The 17,163-nt window shown below is 67.5% G+C and carries 15 protein-coding genes; 11 read left to right on the top strand and 4 right to left on the bottom strand.

Annotation, left to right across the window (positions count from 1 at the left end; all coding sequences use genetic code 11):
* Positions 1–369 precede the first annotated feature (369 nt).
* The 7 genes from ACQI46_RS04145 (at position 370) to ACQI46_RS04115 (ending at position 6,784) form a co-directional block, all read left to right on the top strand.
* Positions 370–1,524, top strand: a complete 1,155-nt coding sequence (locus tag ACQI46_RS04145; RefSeq protein WP_427092646.1) for an acyl-CoA dehydrogenase family protein — start codon at positions 370–372, stop codon at positions 1,522–1,524.
* Positions 1,525–1,532: 8 nt separating this feature from the next.
* Positions 1,533–2,564 (top strand): acyl-CoA dehydrogenase family protein, encoded by a 1,032-nt coding sequence (locus ACQI46_RS04140; RefSeq protein WP_427092645.1) that lies wholly within the window; start codon positions 1,533–1,535, stop codon positions 2,562–2,564.
* A 38-nt stretch (positions 2,565–2,602) separates the two neighbouring features.
* Positions 2,603–3,388, top strand: a complete 786-nt coding sequence (locus ACQI46_RS04135) for an enoyl-CoA hydratase-related protein (protein WP_427092644.1) — start codon at positions 2,603–2,605, stop codon at positions 3,386–3,388.
* On the top strand, positions 3,388–4,509 hold the full coding sequence (locus tag ACQI46_RS04130) for a CaiB/BaiF CoA transferase family protein (RefSeq protein WP_427092643.1): 1,122 nt from the start codon (positions 3,388–3,390) through the stop codon (positions 4,507–4,509). Before ACQI46_RS04135 ends, ACQI46_RS04130 begins: the two co-directional genes overlap by 1 nt.
* Positions 4,510–4,566: 57 nt before the next feature.
* On the top strand, positions 4,567–5,061 hold the full coding sequence (locus ACQI46_RS04125; RefSeq protein WP_427092642.1) for a flavin reductase family protein: 495 nt from the start codon (positions 4,567–4,569) through the stop codon (positions 5,059–5,061).
* 512 nt (positions 5,062–5,573) lie between these two features.
* Positions 5,574–6,011, top strand: coding sequence for a hypothetical protein (locus ACQI46_RS04120; protein ID WP_427092641.1), 438 nt, complete (start codon positions 5,574–5,576; stop codon positions 6,009–6,011).
* Positions 6,012–6,154: 143 nt separating this feature from the next.
* A complete protein-coding gene (locus tag ACQI46_RS04115; protein WP_427092808.1) occupies positions 6,155–6,784 on the top strand; it encodes an MspA family porin in 630 nt (209 codons plus the stop codon).
* 4 nt (positions 6,785–6,788) lie between these two features.
* Here ACQI46_RS04115 and ACQI46_RS04110 read toward each other — a convergent pair whose 3' ends face one another.
* Genes ACQI46_RS04110 through ACQI46_RS04100 form a run of 3 tightly spaced genes read right to left on the bottom strand, consistent with a single transcriptional unit; the run spans position 6,789 to position 11,097 of the window.
* Complete coding sequence (locus ACQI46_RS04110) at positions 6,789–8,981, bottom strand: acyl-CoA dehydrogenase (protein ID WP_427092640.1); 2,193 nt, start codon at positions 8,979–8,981, stop codon at positions 6,789–6,791.
* A 59-nt stretch (positions 8,982–9,040) separates the two neighbouring features.
* Positions 9,041–10,006: an NAD(P)-dependent oxidoreductase gene (locus ACQI46_RS04105; protein ID WP_427092639.1), complete on the bottom strand. Its 966-nt coding sequence runs from the start codon at positions 10,004–10,006 to the stop codon at positions 9,041–9,043.
* Positions 9,985–11,097 (bottom strand): alpha/beta hydrolase, encoded by a 1,113-nt coding sequence (locus ACQI46_RS04100; RefSeq protein ID WP_427092638.1) that lies wholly within the window; start codon positions 11,095–11,097, stop codon positions 9,985–9,987. The genes ACQI46_RS04105 and ACQI46_RS04100 overlap by 22 nt, the downstream gene beginning before the upstream one ends.
* Before the next feature lie 94 nt (positions 11,098–11,191).
* On the opposite strand from ACQI46_RS04100, the gene ACQI46_RS04095 reads away from it, so the two are divergent.
* Entirely contained in the window at positions 11,192–11,767 is a 576-nt protein-coding gene (locus ACQI46_RS04095; RefSeq protein WP_427092637.1) for a VOC family protein, read from the top strand.
* Here the strand turns inward: ACQI46_RS04095 and ACQI46_RS04090 are convergent.
* Entirely contained in the window at positions 11,764–12,390 is a 627-nt protein-coding gene (locus tag ACQI46_RS04090) for a TetR/AcrR family transcriptional regulator (protein ID WP_427092636.1), read from the bottom strand. The genes ACQI46_RS04095 and ACQI46_RS04090 overlap by 4 nt on opposite strands.
* A gap of 177 nt (positions 12,391–12,567) precedes the next feature.
* Between ACQI46_RS04090 and ACQI46_RS04085 the strand changes: the two genes are divergently transcribed.
* The 3 genes from ACQI46_RS04085 to ACQI46_RS04075 are packed head-to-tail and all read left to right on the top strand — an operon-like array spanning position 12,568 to position 17,149.
* Positions 12,568–13,422, top strand: a complete 855-nt coding sequence (locus ACQI46_RS04085) for an oxygenase MpaB family protein (RefSeq protein WP_427092635.1) — start codon at positions 12,568–12,570, stop codon at positions 13,420–13,422.
* A 55-nt stretch (positions 13,423–13,477) separates the two neighbouring features.
* Positions 13,478–16,255, top strand: coding sequence for a LuxR C-terminal-related transcriptional regulator (locus tag ACQI46_RS04080; protein ID WP_427092807.1), 2,778 nt, complete (start codon positions 13,478–13,480; stop codon positions 16,253–16,255).
* Positions 16,256–16,267: 12 nt separating this feature from the next.
* Positions 16,268–17,149, top strand: coding sequence for a DUF5995 family protein (locus tag ACQI46_RS04075; protein ID WP_427092634.1), 882 nt, complete (start codon positions 16,268–16,270; stop codon positions 17,147–17,149).
* The last annotated feature ends 14 nt before the right edge of the window (positions 17,150–17,163 follow it).

Below are 17,163 nucleotides of genomic sequence, written 5' to 3'. Positions count from 1 at the left end.
GCAGGATGGCGCGGGGCCGGTTTTCCTATGCGCAGGGCCGGTACGGCGGCATCGACGTCTCGACCGTAGTGTCCGTCTCGCATGGTCGGTGAGCCTGGTGGTCGGTGCTGTGCTCTATGTCGGTGCAAGGCGCGGCCCACTCATCGGGAGAGCGCGAAGAGGTTGCCAAGACTCTCTGATAGACCGCTGGGAGCACTGGTTTTGCGGGTGCGGCCGCCGACTGCGCCCGCGTCATCGGTGCCTTGACCCAAGCGGGTCGTGTGCTAGGTTCGTCGCATACCGACCGGTATGTAGGTGGTCCGCGGTGAGCCCACGACTCAGGTCGGTGTCACCGCCGTCGTGTTCCCGACACAGGGCGGCTCACGTCGCATGCTCGACCAGAGAGGACTTCACGTGCGAACGACATTGGTGCCTGCATCGGTGGACACGCAGGAGTTGCGCGCGCTCCGTGCCGAGGTTCGTGAGTTCCTGCGCGAGTCCATTGACAATGGTGACTTCGTGCCGAAAGCCGATGCCTGGCAGTCGAGCATCGACACAGAGTTCAGCCGTCGATTGGGCGAGCGGGGTTGGTTGGGCATGACGCTGCCGGTCGAGTACGGAGGACACGGACGCAGCGCGCTCGAGCGGTTCGTCGTCACCGAGGAGCTCCTCGCGCACGGCGCGCCGGTCGCGGCGCACTGGATCGCAGATCGGCAGATGGGCCCCTCGATCCTCAGCCATGGCACCGAGGAGCAGAAGCACAAGTATCTGCCCGGTATCGCCCGCGGCGAGCGCTTTTTCGGTATCGGGATGAGCGAGCCGGACTCCGGGTCGGACCTCGCGTCGGTACGCACCCGGGCAGTGCAGGACGGAACCCGTTGGCGCATCACCGGAACCAAACTGTGGACGACGTCGGCGCACGTCGCAACCAACATGATCCTTCTTGCCCGCACCGACGACGGGGAACGGCACCAGGGTTTGTCACAGTTCCTGATCGACCTGCCCAACGATGGTGTGTCCGTCAATCCGATCATCACCGTCGACGGCGAGCACCATTTCAACGAGGTGGTGTTCGACGATGCGGTCTTCGAGGCCGACGCGCTGCTCGGTACCCGTGGCGCGGGATGGCAGCAGGTCACCGGAGAGTTGGCCAACGAGCGCTCCGGTCCGGAACGCTTCCTGAGTCCCTTCCCGTTGCTGGCGGCGTGGAGCAGCACCATCGACACCGACGATGCGCCGGCGACGCTGGAACTCGGCCGGGTGGTATCCCGGCTGCTCGTGTTGCGCCAGATGTCGCTCGGCGTTGCGCGCCAACTGGCCACCGGTAAACAGCCTGCCGTCGAGGCGGCATTGGTCAAAGACCTCGGCACCACGTTCGAAGGCGACCTCGTCGACACGGTACGCCGCATGGCGATGACCGAACCTGGCTCGGCGGCAACAACGTTCGATGACCTCCTGGTCGACGGTATTCGGCACACGCCCGCCTTCACCCTGCGCGGAGGCACGAACGAAGTCCTCCGCTCCATCATCGCGAAGGGACTGTGAGCGCACCGATGACTGATATGCACGAGCACCTCGACGACCTCCGCGATACCGCGCGGGCGGTGTCCACGACCCACCTGGCGGTCGATGCTCGCCCCTATCCGACGTTGGACCGGGGCTTGTGGGACGAGCTGGACAAGCTCGGGTTCATCGGGCTCTGCGCGCCGGAATCGGTGGGCGGAGCAGGCGGCGATCTGCTGGACGCCGCCACTGTCCTCAACGAACTCACCACCGCCCGTGTCCCGTACGCCGAGGCGGCGCTCATCGCCGCACCAGCGCTGGCCCACGCGGGGCTGAATCTGCCTGACGGGCCGTTCACCGCCGCTCACGGCGAGCTCACCGTCGATTCCCAATCGGTCAGCGGCCGGTTGGACCGTGTTCCCTTCGCCCGGGACTGCGAGTCGGTTGTGGTGCTGGTGCCGGGCTCGACCGCGATGCTGTACGTGATCGCACTGAATGGCCCTGGCGTCACGGTCACGACAGGGGAGAACCTCGCCGGCGAGCCGCGCGACTCGGTTGTCCTGCACCAGGTCCTGCCTGCTGCCGGCGCACAGGTCGAAGACGGCGCGCTCCGCGGGTGGCAGCTTCGCGGGGCGCTCGCCCGTGCCATCTCGTCGGCGGGTGTCGCCGCGGCCATCGTGGACCAGACGGCGCAGTACGTCGCTGAGCGGGTCCAGTTCGGTCGGCCGTTGATGAAGTTCCAAGTCGTGCAGCACGCTGTCGCGCGGATGGCGGCTGATGCCACCGCGATGCAGGTGGCAGCGACAGCGGCGACCATGGCGATGCTGGACGACCCGGATTCCGCCGAGATGCTGGTGGCCGCAGCCAAAGCCGAGACCGCGATCCTGACCCGGACCGTGACCGCCGCCGCGCACCAGAGCCACGGAGCCATCGGCTTCACACAGGAGCATGTGCTCGGAGCGTTGACGACCCGGTTGTGGGCGTGGCGCGACGAATACGGCAACGAGCGGTACTGGCACCAGTGTCTCGGCGAGTTGGCACGCGGGCAGAACCTGTGGCAACTGATCACCGGACAGCACTGACCGGCACGTGGCCGGCACAACGAAGAAGGAGCACCGCCATGAGTGACGAGGCACGCGTCGACGTCAGCATCGAGAACGGAATCGCACGGCTGACCCTGGTCAACCCGAAGCGTAAGAACGCCATCACGATTCCGATGACCGAGCAGATTGCCGAGTTCTGCCATCGGGTCGAGTCGGACACCTCGATCGGAGCGGTGATCGTCGATTCGGCGGGCACCTACTTCTGCAGTGGGGCCGACACGCGGGATCTGGCGGCGAACTCCGATGCTCCCGCCTCACCCGAGGCGGTTGCCCGCACATCTGCGGTCTACGGCTCTTTCGTCCGCGTAGGGATGCTGCCGGTGCCCACCATCGCTCTGGTCAAGGGCGGTGCCGTCGGCGCCGGGCTGAACCTCGCGATGGCCGCTGACATCATGCTGGTGACACCGGATGCCGTGCTGGACAGTGGATTCTTGGCGCGTCGGATCCACCCGGGCGGCGGCCACCTGCGCATGCTGGGCCGGTCGATGGGATACCAGCAGTCCGTCGCCATGGCGGTCTGTGGCGCTGCCCTGTCAGGTGAAGAGGCGGTGGCGCGCGGGTTCGCGTGGGCTGCGGTTCCCGAAGATGAACTGCTCGACACCGCGCTGGGCCTGTGCCGTCTACCTGCGGCCGATCCGGAGTTGGCACGCCGCATAAAGCTCTCGGCGACGGTCGAATTGGACCGGGGCCTGTCCTGGGCGGCGGCCGTCGAGGTCGAACGCGGTGTTCAGATGTGGTCGCTGGGCCGAAAAGGGTCGCAGGCCTGGGAGCAGAAGCCGGGCATCCCCACAACCGGGCGATAGTGTCGGGGCCGCTGGCCGGAGCCAAGGTGCTGGACCTGTCCACCACCTTCTCCGGCCCCTACTGCACGCTGCAGCTGGCCGACCTCGGGGCCGAAGTCATCAAGATCGAGGCGCCGGGGGGAGACATCACCCGCAGTCTCGGGGTGAGCCGGGAATCGGGTATGGGGTCGGTGTTCGTCGCGTGCAACCGCGGAAAGTCCACCCGCGTACTGAATCTCAAGGAAGAGTCCGGGCGCGTCGCGGTCGATGAGCTCATCGGTGAGGTCGACGCCCTCGTGCACAACATGAGACCGTCGGCGGCCGCGCGACTCGGCATCTCCCCCGAGCGGGTCCGTGAACTCAATCCCCGCATCGTTCACCTGGCCATCACCGGCTACGGAAGCACTGGGCCATACGGCGGTCGCCCGGCATATGACGACACCATCCAGGCGATGAGCGGCTTGGCGTGGTTGCAGGGTCTGCACAGCGAACCCACCTATGTCGCAACGGCGATCGCAGACAAGGTGGTCGGACTGACCGCGGCGATGGCAGTGGTCGCCGCACTCTTCTCGGCTGCGCGGTCCGGGATCGGACAGGCAGTCGAGGTGCCCATGTTCGAGACCATGGCGGCCTTCAACCTGATGGAACAGTGGGGTGGCCGCGCGTTCATCCCCGCCGAGGGCGACACCGGGTACGCGCGGATGCGCTCGCCATATCGGCGTCCCTACCGCACCGCGGACGGGTACATCTCCGTGGTTGTCTACCACGAGGGTCATTGGCGCCGCTTCCTCGGCGCGGTCGGCAAGGGACATCTGCTCGAACTCGACGAGTACCGGACCGTGGAGGCACGTAACCGCAACATCGATGCTCTCTATGCGTTGCTGGCCGAGGAACTGACGTCTCGCAGCACAGCGGCGTGGTTGGAACTCTTCGAGCAGATCGACGTACCCGTGTCCCGCGTCCAGACGCTCGATGAGCTCTTCGACGACGAGCACCTTCGCGCGGTCGACTTCTTCCGGGAGTTCGGACAGGGTGCCGATCGGTATCTCGGAGCTCGACCGGCCGTCCGGTTCAGCGACACACCTGTGGACGGGCCCGATCGCACGCTGCGGCCGCCGGACCGCCTCGATCCAGGCTTGTGACGGAGCGATCAGGCCATTAACATACCAATCAGTCGGTATTTAGAGCTGAGGAGCGATATGACCGAGTCGAGAGCGTCTGATCCCCTGTGGTACCGCAAGGTGTTGGGGCAGTATCCGACCGGGGTCTGTGCCGTTACCGCCACCGATGCGGACGGCCACCGTGCCGGCTTCGTGGTGGGGTCGTTCACCTCGGTCTCGCTGGATCCGCCGCTCATCGCCTTCTTTCCGGACAAGGGATCGACGAGTTGGCCTCGGATCAAGGCGGCCGGCCGGTTCTGCGTCAACGTCCTCAGCGCGGACCAGGAGTTCGTCTGTCGCCAGTTCGCCGCCAAGGGGATCGACAAGTTCGCCGGCATCACGGTGCGAGACAGTGACTTCGGCTCTCCGATCATCGACGGTGCGGTCGCATGGATCGACTGCGAGCTCGGCGATGTCTACGAAGCCGGGGACCACTACGTGGCGTACGGAAAGGTCCTCGATCTCGACGTTGCGGGCGGTGGACAACCCTTGCTCTTCTTCCAGGGGGGATACGGCAGGTTCTCCCCGCTGTAGGCGAGCGCCGTGGCGGCCAGGTCCGCGGTGCTCGTTCGGCGAACATGTTGCCGATAGCCCGCGGCGACACCACCCGTCCGGCTCGAGCCGCGTATGGTTTCCGGGACACATGCGAACGATGCCGAAGGAATCGGCGCATCCATATCAGCCGGCATGAGGTCAGGACCTACCCAGGCACGGCATGACGATGTGAGGCGGCCGAGGTGGCGGGTTCCTCGTTTTCGGCGAACGCAGCCCGTGTATTTCACGCATTGAGCAATTCCCAGGTGTGTGACAGCCCACTAAATTCAGCGTAAGAGACGGTCGGCACCGTGAGCGGGCCGACCTGATCCGCCCGCGTCACCCGCGAATGCGATCACCGCACATCCCTCTGTACAGGACGAAACTTTATGCGCTACAACGCGACAACGCCACAACGGCGCCACGTACCAGACGGGTCCCTGCCGCGCGTGCGGAATCGGAATGCGGATCGGAAGAGGTGTGACACGCCGTCAAAGCTCTTCTCACCCAACATGGTTGAGGACAAGGCGCAAACGGATGCGTGGATATCGGACCACGATCTGGCATGGGGCCTTGCCGGCGAGTTGCAGTCGTCTCTCGCCGACACTCAGATCCTTTGGCTGTATGTCGACCTCGGAGCCGGCGAACACATCGCCGCGGTCGAAAACATGCTCAAGTGCGCTCTGGAACAAGGCATCCCGCTGCGAAACGCAACCATCGTGCAACTCCGCCAATGGACGCAGCGGTACGCCGGGTTCGATGACGTGGCGCGGATCGTCGAGCTTCTGCCCGCCTTGACCCGATGTGAAGGACCGGCCGGACACCCCGCGCGCGGGCGGTGGCGCAGGTACGCCGACGAAGCGCGCGGCGCCGGCACAGCGCGACGCTCAGTTCCCCAGTCGGACAACCAGTCTGGGATCGTGCCGCCCCTGGTGGCGCCTCGGCACTGAACCGACCTTTCGTCGCACTCACCCGTTTCGGAACATCACCTGCTTCCAGACGGCGACCCGGCATGGGTCCCCTCGCCGGAGGTGCGCACACGCGTTCCGCTCGATACATCGTCGTGACCGATCAACCTGATCCGGAGGAAAAGTTGAAACTCAAAGCCGTTGGCTTCATCGGGGCACTGTGCCTGATCCTCGGCCTCGTCACCGGTACCGGCGTCGCTCACGCCGGGCTGGACGACGAACTGTCCATCATCGATTCCCAGGGGCGGACCTTGACAGTCCAACAGTGGGACACTTTCCTCAATGGCGTTGCGCCGCTGGACCGCAACAGGCTGACACGGGAATGGTTCCACAACGGCCGGATCAAGTACGAGGTCAGTGGCCCGGGCGCGGAAGACTTCAACGGCACCATGCAACTCGGCTACCAGCTCTATGCACCCTGGGCGATGAGCGTCGGACTGAACTTCAGTTACACCACGCCCAACTATCAGGAGTGGAACTGGGCCGGCAGCGACTTCCCCATCGGAGCTGCGGTGACACCCCCGCTTCTGCCGGGTGGATCGATCGCTGTCGACCTGAGTAACGGTCCAGGTGTCGGCGACGTCACCACCATGGAATCGGCGGTGAGCGGCCCGTCGGGAGTCGCTGCTGTGGCGAACGCGCACGGGACACTCACCGGAGTCGCGGGGGGAGTCACATTGCGGCCCTTCGCCAGACTGGTCTCCGACACCGGTGATTCCGTCACGACCTACGGTCGTGCATGGAACATGAACTGACCGCCTACGGGTCGCGGGGCAGGCCGAGCAGACGTTCGGCGATGATGTTGAGCTGCACTTCCGAGGTGCCGCCGTAGATCGTGGTGGCGCGACTGGCCAGTAGGTAGTCGGCCCAGACCCCGGTGGCCTGCCCCGAGTCGCCGATGACGGCGTCCGTGCCGAACGACGACACCGCGAACTCCGCATAGCCCTGCCCGGTCTTCATCGACAGCAGCTTCGAGATCGCGGCGGCCGGCATCGGGTCGCCACCGGCCAGGGTCAGCAGCGTGGAGCGCATGTTGAGCACCTTCGCGGCGTGCCCCTCGGCGATCAGGATGCCTGCCTGGTGGTGACCCACCTGATCGAAGTGGCCCTCGGCGACGAACTCCACGAACTTGTCGAGGCTGGGCAAGAACGGCGGTTCGCTGCTGCCGATGGAGACCCGCTCGTTGGTCAGCGTGTTGCGGCTGACCTCCCAGCCGCGGTCGACCTCGCCGAGCACCATGCTGTCGGGCACGAACACATCGTCGATGAACACGGTGTTGAACATCGCGTTGCCGGTCAGCTCGCGCAGCGGCTTGACCTCCACGCCCTCGCTGGCCATGTCGAGCAGGAAGTAGGTGATGCCCGCATGCTTCGGCGCCGCCGGGTTCGTGCGGGCCAGCAGCGCACCCCACTGTGAGTACTGCGCCCCGGTGGTCCAGATCTTCTGCCCGGTGATGCGCCAGCCACCCTCGACCTTGGTGGCCTTGGTGGTCAGGCTGGCCAGGTCGGAACCGGCCCCGGGCTCGGAAAACAGCTGGCACCAGATCATCTCGCCGCGGAATGTGGGCGGCAGGAAACGCTCCTTCTGTTCGTCGGTTCCGAAAGCCACGATCGAGGGGATGATCCATGCCGCGATGCCCATCTGCGGACGCTTGACCCGACCCGTCGTGAACTCCTGGGCGATGATGATCTGCTCGACCGGGTTGGCCGCCCGCCCCCACGGCGCCGGCAGATGCGGCTGCACCCAACCGCCTTCGGCGATCGCGGCGTTGCGCTGCTCGCGTGGGATCTCCTTCAGCGCAGCGACTTCCGCGCGGATCTCGTCACGCAGTTTCTCGGTGTCGGGATCAAGGTCGATCGTCAGCGTGCGCATGCCACGGGTGGTGGCCAGGTCGACGACGCGTTGCGCGTGCTCGGACGCGCGGCCGAACGACGCGACCAGTACCAGTGCGCGGCGGTAGTAGACGTTGGTGTCGTGCTCCCAGGTGAACCCGATGCCGCCGTGGACCTGGATGCAGTCCTGAGCACAGTGCTGGGCGGCCACCGGGGCCAGCGTGGCGGCGACGGCGGCCGCGAACTCGTAGGCGCTGTCGGCGTCACGGTCGGCCAGGTGCTCGTCGATGGCGCGCGCGGCGTCCCACACCGCGGACGTGGCTCGCTCGGTCTCGGCGATCATCCCTGCGCACTTGTGCTTGATGGCCTGGAACTGGCCGATCGGCCGCCCGAACTGTTCACGGATCTTGGCGTAGCCGGCCGCGGTGTCGGTGGCCCAGCGGGCCACGCCGATCGCCTCGGCCGACAGCAGAGTGGTGATCAACGCCCGCGCCAGCTCACGGTTCAACCGGCCCAGCGCGCGGTCCTCGGCGACCTCGACGGCGTTGGCCCGAACATGAGCGACGGGGCGCAGCGGGTCGACGCTGGGAACCGGCTCGATCTCGAGCGCCTCGGCGTCGAGGACGATCCATTCCTCGCCCGACTCGATCGCGACGGGCAGCACCAGCAGCGACGCCTGCGCCGCGGCGGGCACCGCGCGCACCTCGCCGCGGATGACGAGTCCGTCGCCATGGCGGGTGGCGGTCAGCCCGGAATCGATGGCGTAGGCGGCGATGACCTCACCGGAGGCCAGCCCGTTCAGCAGTGCCGATTCCGGATCGTGCGCGGAGATCAGCGCGCTGGCGATCATCGACGGCACGAACGGTCCGGGAACCGCACCGTAACCGAATTCTGCTGCGACAATGGCGGATTCGAGAATGCCGAAGCCCTGGCCGCCGACAGCCTCGGACAGGTGGACGCCCGGCAGACCCTGTTCGGCCGCGGCCTTCCAGAACGGGGGTGGGTTCGGGATCGGGTTCTCGAGGGCGTCGTGCAGAACTTCCGACGGCGCCACCCGCTCCACGAACGAGCGGACCGAGTCGGCGAGGTCGTTGTGCTCCTCGAGGATCGCGATGGGCATAGCTACTGCACCTTTCCACTTCGTCGTGGCTGGTCCCAACCGGTTGGTTGGTGCCGAGATTACCCCGCCGGCCCGTTCACGAGGTGGATCAGTGCACGGCCGTCGCGCAATCGCGCACAGTTGTCGACCGCGAGCTCGAGATAGCGGCGCATGGTGTCGGCGGTGTACCAGGTCACGTGCGGGGTCAGCACCACGTTGTCCAGTCCCAGCAGCGGATTGTCGGCCGGCACGGGCTCGGTGGCGAAGACGTCGAGGCCGGCCGCAGCCAGATGCCCGCGGCGCAGCGCATCGGCCAGGGCGGTCTCGTCGACGATGGGTCCGCGCGCGGTGTTGACCAGGACCGCGCCGGGCTTCATCGCCGCCAGCGCGGCGCCGTCCAGGAGTGCGTGCGTGTTCCGGGTCAGCGGCACGTGAATCGACACGATGTCGCTGGCGGCCAGCAGGGCCGGCAGGCTGCGCCAGCCGGGATGGCCATCGTCGCCGGTGCTGGTGTGCAGCACCTCGGCGCCCATCGCCGCCACGATCTGCTCGACCCGGCGGGCGATGTTGCCGTAGCCGATCAGCCCGACCGTGCAGCCGCCGATGTCGCGGACGGTCTCACCCAGGGTGGGATCCGACGGCCACCCTCGGCCGGCGCGGGTCGCTCGGTCCAGTTCGGGCAGACGGCGCAGCGCGGCCAGCATGAGCAGCACCGTCCCTTCGGCGACCGACGGGGCGTTCGCACCGGGCATGTTGGCCACCGCGATGCCGGCTGCGGTGGCCGCTTCGACGTCGATGGTGTTGACCCCGGCGCCGAGCTTGTGCACCAGCTTCAGATGCCGCGCCTGTGCCAGGTCGTCGCCGGAGAGCGGCCGCAGTACGTGCCAGATCACCTCGGCGGCCGGCAGTTCGGCGTCGAAGGCCTCGTCGTCGTTTTCGGCGCAGAACCGAACATCGAGCCAATCAGTGTGCGGTGCAAGGAATTCGGTGACCTTCGGGGTCGGCACGAAGTGGGCCAGGACGTTCACCACCGAGACGTGATCCATTCGGCGATCAGGTCGGCCTTCTCGGCGCGGGCGCCCGGAGTGGTGAAGTAATGGTCGGTGTCGATGGTGCGCAACGTCTTGTCCGCGCCGGCCAGCGCGTCGTAGATGCGTTGCGCATCCGACGGGTACACGCCGGTGTCCTGCTCGGCATTGACCGCCAGCGCGGGGCAGTCGATTCGGGACAAATGCGGTTCGGCGCGGGTCTGGGCGTGGCGCAGGCTCCACATCCCCAGCCAGTTGCGCAGCGTGGTCGCCGCGGCGATGCCATAGGTGGATCGGTTGGCCTTGACCGGCTCGCCGGCGTAGCACGCGTTGGCCGGCCTTTTCGTCGGCTCCAGGGTCGGGTCCACCATGCGGGGATCTGCCCAGGTGCGCATCACCGTGAACGGCCGATCCGAGAACCCGGCCGCACGTACCCGGGCGAGCTCCGCCTCCGCCCATTCGGTGATCGCGTCGTTGCGCGCCACCTGCGCGGCGCGGTAGCGCGCCACGAACTCGGCGTCGTACGGTGGACCGTTGCGCTCGTTGAACAGGTCGAGGTCCGAATCTGTTGCCGCCGCGTCATTTTCGTCGACCACCGAGGCGTCCATCCACGCGGTCAGCACGTCGGGCCGGCCGGGATGGGCGGCGGTCGCGACGTACCCGTCAGCCGGGGGCAGGTCGTCGAGCCCGGCGGCCGGCCGCATGCCGGCCAGGGGTGTGACGTGACTGTGCAGCGCGTTGGCCTGGTAGGCGGCCATCAACGAGCCGCCGCCCGAATTGCCGAGCAGCACCACGGTTTCCACGCCCTCGATTTCTCGCAGCCAGCGCACGCCGACGCCGATGTCCACCAGCGCGTGGTCGAGGAGGAAGCTGCTCTCGAAGCCGCGGTAGCGGGTGTTCCAGCCGAGGAATCCGATGCCGCGCTCGGCCATGTACTCGGCGAGGTAGTGCTCGGAGAAATCGATCTGGTAATGCGCGGCGATCATCGCGATCCTCGGCTTGCTGCCGGCCGGGCGGTGGTAGAGGCCCTGGCAGGGGTGCCCGCCTGAACCGGCCCGATGCGCGGTGGTCGAATCCAGACCGATGAACTCCCGGTCGATGTCGGTCATGGAGGTCCGGCCTCCTCGTCGGTGGGTCGTTCGTTTCACGCTCTGATGGGCAACCCCGATGTTAGATTCAGTCCCCAGTGAGGGAGGCGGGATCGTGATCAAGCCGCACAACACCAACACTGAGTTCGAGCTCGGCGGAATCAACCACGTCGCGCTGGTGTGCTCGGATATGCGCGCGACCGTCGAGTTCTACAGCGGGATCCTGGGCATGCCGCTGGTCAAGTCGCTGGATCTGCCCGCGGGCATGGGGCAGCACTTCTTCTTCGACGCCGGCAACGGGGACTGTGTGGCGTTCTTCTGGTTCGCCGACGCACCCGACCGGGTGCCGGGCATCTCGTCACCGGAGGCGATTCCCGGCATCGGCGACATCGTCAGCGCGGTGAGCACGATGAACCACCTGGCGTTCCACGTCCCGGCCGACAAATTCGACGAATACCGGCAGCGGCTCAAGGACAAGGGTGTGCGCGTCGGTCCGGTGCTCAACCACGACGAGAGCAAGATGCAGGTCTCGCCGACGGTGCACCCGGGCGTCTACGTCCGGTCGTTCTACTTTCTCGATCCCGACGGCATCACGCTCGAATTCGCGTGCTGGACCAAGGAATTCAGCGAGATCGACACCGTCACCACGCCGAAGACGGCGGCCGACCGCAGGGTGCCGGCCAGTAGCTAGCCCCGCGGCACGTACAGCGACGGATCGGCCAGCCGGTCGATCAGCGCGCCGAGGTGCGTGGCGAGTTGTTCGGGGGTGAACGTCACCTCGCCGGCCAGCCAGGCGCTGAGTGTCTGGCCGACCCCGCCCACGACGAAATGCGCGGCGGCTTTGATCTGCTCGCTGGGGCTCACCTGCAGTGCCTTGCCGGCGTGCTGACCCGACAGCAGCGCGAACAGGGCGCCCGACTCGGCACGTTTGCGCACCACCACGGGATTGGTGAGGTGGATGCTGAACAGCAGCCGTCCGACCCGCGCGTCTTCGGAGATCGTTCGCACGATGTTGGCCATGCCCTGGTGGCTCTGTTCGCGGGCCGGTGCGGCGGCCACCGCAGCCTGGGTGGTGGCGGCGATGTCGGCGACCACCCAGTCGAACACTGCGCTGACGAACTCGTCCTTGTCGACGAAGCTCTCGTAGAAGTAGCGCGCTGCCAGTCCGGCCTGGGAGCAGATCGCCCGCACGGTCAGGTCCGCCGGGGCCGGCTGCCCGCCGAGGAGGTCCAATCCGGCTTCGAGCAGCTTGTGCCTGCGCTCGGCGATGCGCTGGACAGCGTCGACGCCGCGGTACGGACGGACCTGGGCCATGAACCCATATTGACAGCTGTGCCAACGCGGAGCAATATCAGGAAACAAGCGTTCGCACAATTGGTGCGTCGGGTTCTGAGAGGAGTGGCCGTGACGGTCAACGAGGCAGCGCAGCCTGAGGCTCACCGCGAGAGTCGGCCGGCCGTCCGGAGCGATCTCCCCGTGGTGGAGCGGCCGATGAGCGACCTGACGGGCCAGGTGCGGCCCAGCAAGCGGAGTCTGGCTCGCGCCGACGGCATGCTCGGCCTCGGATTGCTGGCCGGCCCCGCGAACGTCATCATGCAGCTCGCCCGCCCCGGCGTGGGATACGGCGTCGCCGAGAGCCGGGTGGAAAGCGGACGCATCGATCGGCACCCGGTCAAGCGGGCCCGCACCACGTTCACCTACCTGGCCGTGTCCACCAGTGGCACCGACGCGCAGAAGCTCGCGTTCCGCCGCGCCGTCAACGGCGCTCACGCCCAGGTCTATTCGACCGAGACCAGCCCGGTGAAGTACCACGCGTTCGACAAGGATCTGCAGCTGTGGGTCGGCGCCTGCCTCTACAAGGGTGTCGTCGACGTGAACCGGCTGTTCGTCGGCGACCTCGACGAGGCTCGGGCCGACCACCTCTACGAGCAGGGCCGTGCGCTGGCCACCATGCTCCAGGTCGACGACGAGATGTGGCCGGCCGACCGCGAAGCCTTCGACGAGTACTGGCAGGAACAGCTCGAGAAGGTGCACATCGACGACACCGTGCGGGAGTTCCTGTATCCGATCGCGGTCACCCGGCTGCGGGGTCTGACCCTGCCCAGGTCGCTGCAACGGCGAACCGAGTCGCTGGCGCTGCTGATCACCACCGGGTTCCTGCCGCAACGCTTCCGCGACGAGATGCGACTGCCCTGGGATGCCAAGCGTCAGAAACGGTTCGACAGGCTCATGGCAGCCCTGCGGTTCGTCAACAACATCTCGCCGAAGTTCGTCCGCGAATTCCCGTTCAACGTCCTGCTCAAAGATCTGGACTGGCGCATCCGCACCGGCCGCCCGCTGGTCTGACGACTTCTGCGTTCAGACTCCGTAGCGAGTTTGCCGATGCGACCATGGTCGGGTGATGGAAGCCGTGGTCACCCGGATCGGCGAAGAGCGAGCCGTTGCTGATTTGCTCCAGTGCGCGCTCGAACGCCCCGCGGCCCTGCTGCTCGAAGGCGAAGCCGGTATCGGAAAGACCACGCAGTGGTTGAGCGGGCTCGAGCAGGCCCGCCGTCGCGGGTTCGAGGTGTTCTCGGCGCGGGTCGGGCAGGCCGAGTCGATGCTCGCGTACGCCGCCGTTGCCGACCTGCTGAGTGACATCGAGTCCGACGACTACACCGCGTTGCCCGAGATGCAGCGACTGGCTCTGGACCGCGTGCTGTTCCGGGCCGGCAACGATGGGCCCCCCACCGATCAGTGGGTGGTGACCGCCGGCCTGGTCACGGTGATGGAAGCGGTGGCGATGCGGACACCGGTGCTGATCGCCCTCGACGATGCGCAGTGGCTCGATCCGTCCAGCGCCGCGGTGCTGACCTTCGCGGTGCGACGGCTGAGGGGCCGCATCGGGTTCCTCGTCACCGAACGCTGCGAACCGGGCGCGGGCACCACGCAGTCATGGCTGCAGCTCGGCGGTCGCCTCACACGAATCCGGTTGGGCCCGTTGCCGGTCGGCGCCCTGCGCACGCTGATCTCGGACCGTCTGGGTCGGGTTCCGCCGGCGCCCAGCATGGCGCGCATCGCCGCGGTGTCCGCCGGTAACCCGCTGTTCGCCCTGGAACTCGCGCGGGCGATGGACGAACGCCCGCACGACACCGAACCGCGCCTGCCCGGCACGCTGTCCGACCTGGTCCGGTTGCGTACCGACGGCCTCGACGACGACGTGCGCGAGGTACTGCTGGCGGCGGCCAGCGTCGCGCAGCCGACCGTGGATCTGCTGGCGCGAGCTTGTGGCCGTACCCCCGACGAACTTGCCGTCCGCCTGGCCTCAGCCCAGCGCGACGGTGTCGTGCACGTCGAGGACGGCCGGGTCCGGTTCACCCATCCGCTGTTGGCGCACGGTGTCTACGCCGAGGCGGCCCCGGCGCGGCGTCGCCAGATGCACCGTGTCCTGGCCGGCCTCGAGGAGCGTCCGGAACTGCAGGCGCGCCATCTGGCACTGGCGACCACCACCGCCGACGACGCGACCCTGGCGGTGCTCGACGCGGCGGCCGAGTCCGCGCGGGCACGCGGAGCGCCGGCGGCCGCAGCCGAGTTGGCCGAGTTGGCGATCGGGCTCGGCGGCGACAAGCCGTGGCGTCGGGTGCGCGCGGCGGGGGACCACTTCCAGGCCGGTGCCACCACCCGGGCGCTGACACTGCTGCAGGACACCGTCGGCGGACTGCGACCGGGGATGCTGCGGGCCATAGCGCTGAACCTGCTGGCCGGAATCCTGATGTACGCCAACCGATTCAGCGAGGCGCGCGACGCACTCAAGAGCGCCGCCGAGGATGCCGAGGCCGCACCGGCGGTGTTCGTCCAGACCCTGATGAGCCTGTCCTTCGCCCAGGGCATGGGTTCGTTCGCCGAGGGCACCTCCGAAGTCGGTCTGTTCGACGATTCACTGCGCAACGCGCGCCGCGCCGCCGACATCGCCGAAGAACTCGGCGTGCCCGGCGTGATCAGCAAGGCGCTCGCGTTGTGGGTGCATGCGAACTTCCTGTTCGGCAACGGCGTCGACGAAGACGCACTGCGGCGTGCCCTGGAGCTCGAGGACTACGACGACGACGTGCCGATCCCGTTCCGCGCCTCCGCGGTGCAGGCCCTGGTCCGCGCCTGGACCGGCCACCTCGGTGACGCGCGCCGGCAGATGGCGGCGGTCCGGACCCGGTGTCTGGAGCGCGGCTCTGAGCGCAACATGATGGCGGTCGCGTCCTACGGGGCCCTGATCGAGTTGTGGGACGGAGAACTGGCCACGGCGCGGGCGCTGGCCGACGAAGCGGTCGAACGCGCGGCGCAGCTCGGCGGGGACAACGTGGCGCTCATTCCGCTCAGCGTGCGCGCCTCCGTCCTGGCCCACCTCGGACAGGTCGAATCCGCGCGCGCCGACGCGATGACCGCGCTGGAAGCAGCGCGACGAGCCGGTTCACCCCGGATGGAGGAGTGGCCGATCAAGACACTGGGATTCCTCGAACTGTCCCGTGGCGACCCCAACGCGGCCTACACCAGGTTCGCGCCGCTGATCGAGCGTCTGCAGCTGCTGCCCGAGATCGAGATCATGGGCGCGGGCTACCTCCCCGACGCCGCCGAGGCGATGATCGCGATCGGCCGGCTCGACGAGGCCGAACCGCTGATCAAGATGCTGGAGAACAACGGCCGCCGGTTGGACCGCAGCTGGATGGTGGCCGCGAGCCTGCGCTGCCGCGCCATGCTGTTGGCCGCCCAGGGACATCTCGACGCCGCGCAGGCCGCCGTCGATGAGGCACTGGTCCACCACGAGCGGTTGCCGATGCCGTTCGAACGTGCTCGCACGCGGCTGCTGGCCGGTCAGGTGCAGCGGCGTCAGCGCCGCAAGGAGGCCGCGGTCACCTTGCTCGACGAGGCGCGCGCCGAATTCGACCGGATGGGCGCGGTGCTGTGGGTGCAGCGAGCCCATGCCGAGCTGGCCAGGGACGCCGGTCCCGGCGGACACACGCTGACCCCGGCCGAACAGCGGGTCGCCGAGCTCGCAGCGGCTGGGACACCCAACAAGGAGATCGCCGCCAAACTGTTCATCAGCGCGAAAACGGTCGAGCACCATCTGGGCAGGGTCTACCGCAAGCTCGGTATCCGCTCCCGCGTCGAACTCGGGCGGCGTCTCGACGAACTCGACACGGCGCGCTGAAGGGAGTTCGCGATGCCGGTGTTCTTCCAGCCGCCGACGGCACGGATCGACCCGATCGGGCGGCTCGAGACGATCGGCGACGTGCTGGCAGCTTTCGAGAAGACGATCGACTGGGCCGAACGCAGTCAGACGCCGATCGGGTACTTCGCCGTGATCTACCGTCAGGCCACCCTCGCGATTCACCAGGCCATCGAGGCCGGCGACTGCTTCGAGCACGACGAGTGGATGCGGACCTTCCAGCTGACCTTCGCCCGCCGGTACTTCGAGGCGCTCGACCTCTACAACGGTCACGACGGCGGTGTGCTGTTCCCCTTCCGAAGCCTGCTGTGGCAGAAGGCGTTCCATTCCGAGACTCCGGACGATCCCATCATCTTCCAGCACCTGCTGACCGCGCTGAACGCCCACATGAACCTCGACCTGGGGGTCGCGGCCGTGCAGGCCGCACGGGCCCACGAGCTGCCGATCGAACCGTTGCGTTCAGACTTCGATCTGGTCAACGCAGTACTGGGCAGCCAGGTCGACGCGGTTCTCGACGTCGTCGAACAGGTCTCCCCGCGCATCAAGACGATCCGGCGGTGGCTGTTCGGCGCCGACGTCGAGATCTTCGAGTGGCTCATCATCCAGTTCCGGGACATGGCCTGGGCCTTCGCGCTGAGGTGCGCGGCCCAGCCCGACATGGACCCGGCGATCGAGCGCTGCGACCTGAATTACCTGCGGTTGACCGAGCAGTATCTGTATCCGCCACCGGTGGCCGACGACTGCGTTCGACAGATCGCCGCGGAGGAGTCCCGCGACGTCGTGGGCAACATCGCGGCGCTGCGCGCGGTGCGCCCACCGCAGTGGGAGACGGTGGTCGACTACCGAGCCAAGCTCGACGCTCTCACCAGCGCGTAAGCACGCGGTCAGGG

Source organism: Mycobacterium sp. SMC-4 (assembly GCF_050205565.1).
In the GTDB taxonomy this organism is placed as follows: domain Bacteria; phylum Actinomycetota; class Actinomycetes; order Mycobacteriales; family Mycobacteriaceae; genus Mycobacterium.
Note: the sequence above shows the minus strand (reverse complement) of the source record. Positions and strands in the feature narration are given on the sequence as shown.

Excerpts from the sequence above, each read along its gene's own strand:
- ACQI46_RS04105 (WP_427092639.1), bottom strand. The coding sequence starts at position 10,006 with ATGGATCACGTCTCGGTGGTGAACGTCCTGGCCCACTTCGTGCCGACC.
- ACQI46_RS04110 (WP_427092640.1), bottom strand. The coding sequence starts at position 8,981 with ATGCCCATCGCGATCCTCGAGGAGCACAACGACCTCGCCGACTCGGTC.
- ACQI46_RS04120 (WP_427092641.1), top strand. The coding sequence starts at position 5,574 with ATGGTTGAGGACAAGGCGCAAACGGATGCGTGGATATCGGACCACGAT.
- ACQI46_RS04145 (WP_427092646.1), top strand. The coding sequence starts at position 370 with ATGCTCGACCAGAGAGGACTTCACGTGCGAACGACATTGGTGCCTGCA.
- ACQI46_RS04140 (WP_427092645.1), top strand. The coding sequence starts at position 1,533 with ATGACTGATATGCACGAGCACCTCGACGACCTCCGCGATACCGCGCGG.
- ACQI46_RS04090 (WP_427092636.1), bottom strand. The coding sequence starts at position 12,390 with ATGGCCCAGGTCCGTCCGTACCGCGGCGTCGACGCTGTCCAGCGCATC.
- ACQI46_RS04080 (WP_427092807.1), top strand. The coding sequence starts at position 13,478 with ATGGAAGCCGTGGTCACCCGGATCGGCGAAGAGCGAGCCGTTGCTGAT.
- ACQI46_RS04100 (WP_427092638.1), bottom strand. The coding sequence starts at position 11,097 with ATGACCGACATCGACCGGGAGTTCATCGGTCTGGATTCGACCACCGCG.
- ACQI46_RS04085 (WP_427092635.1), top strand. The coding sequence starts at position 12,568 with ATGAGCGACCTGACGGGCCAGGTGCGGCCCAGCAAGCGGAGTCTGGCT.
- ACQI46_RS04135 (WP_427092644.1), top strand. The coding sequence starts at position 2,603 with ATGAGTGACGAGGCACGCGTCGACGTCAGCATCGAGAACGGAATCGCA.
- ACQI46_RS04125 (WP_427092642.1), top strand. The coding sequence starts at position 4,567 with ATGACCGAGTCGAGAGCGTCTGATCCCCTGTGGTACCGCAAGGTGTTG.
- ACQI46_RS04075 (WP_427092634.1), top strand. The coding sequence starts at position 16,268 with ATGCCGGTGTTCTTCCAGCCGCCGACGGCACGGATCGACCCGATCGGG.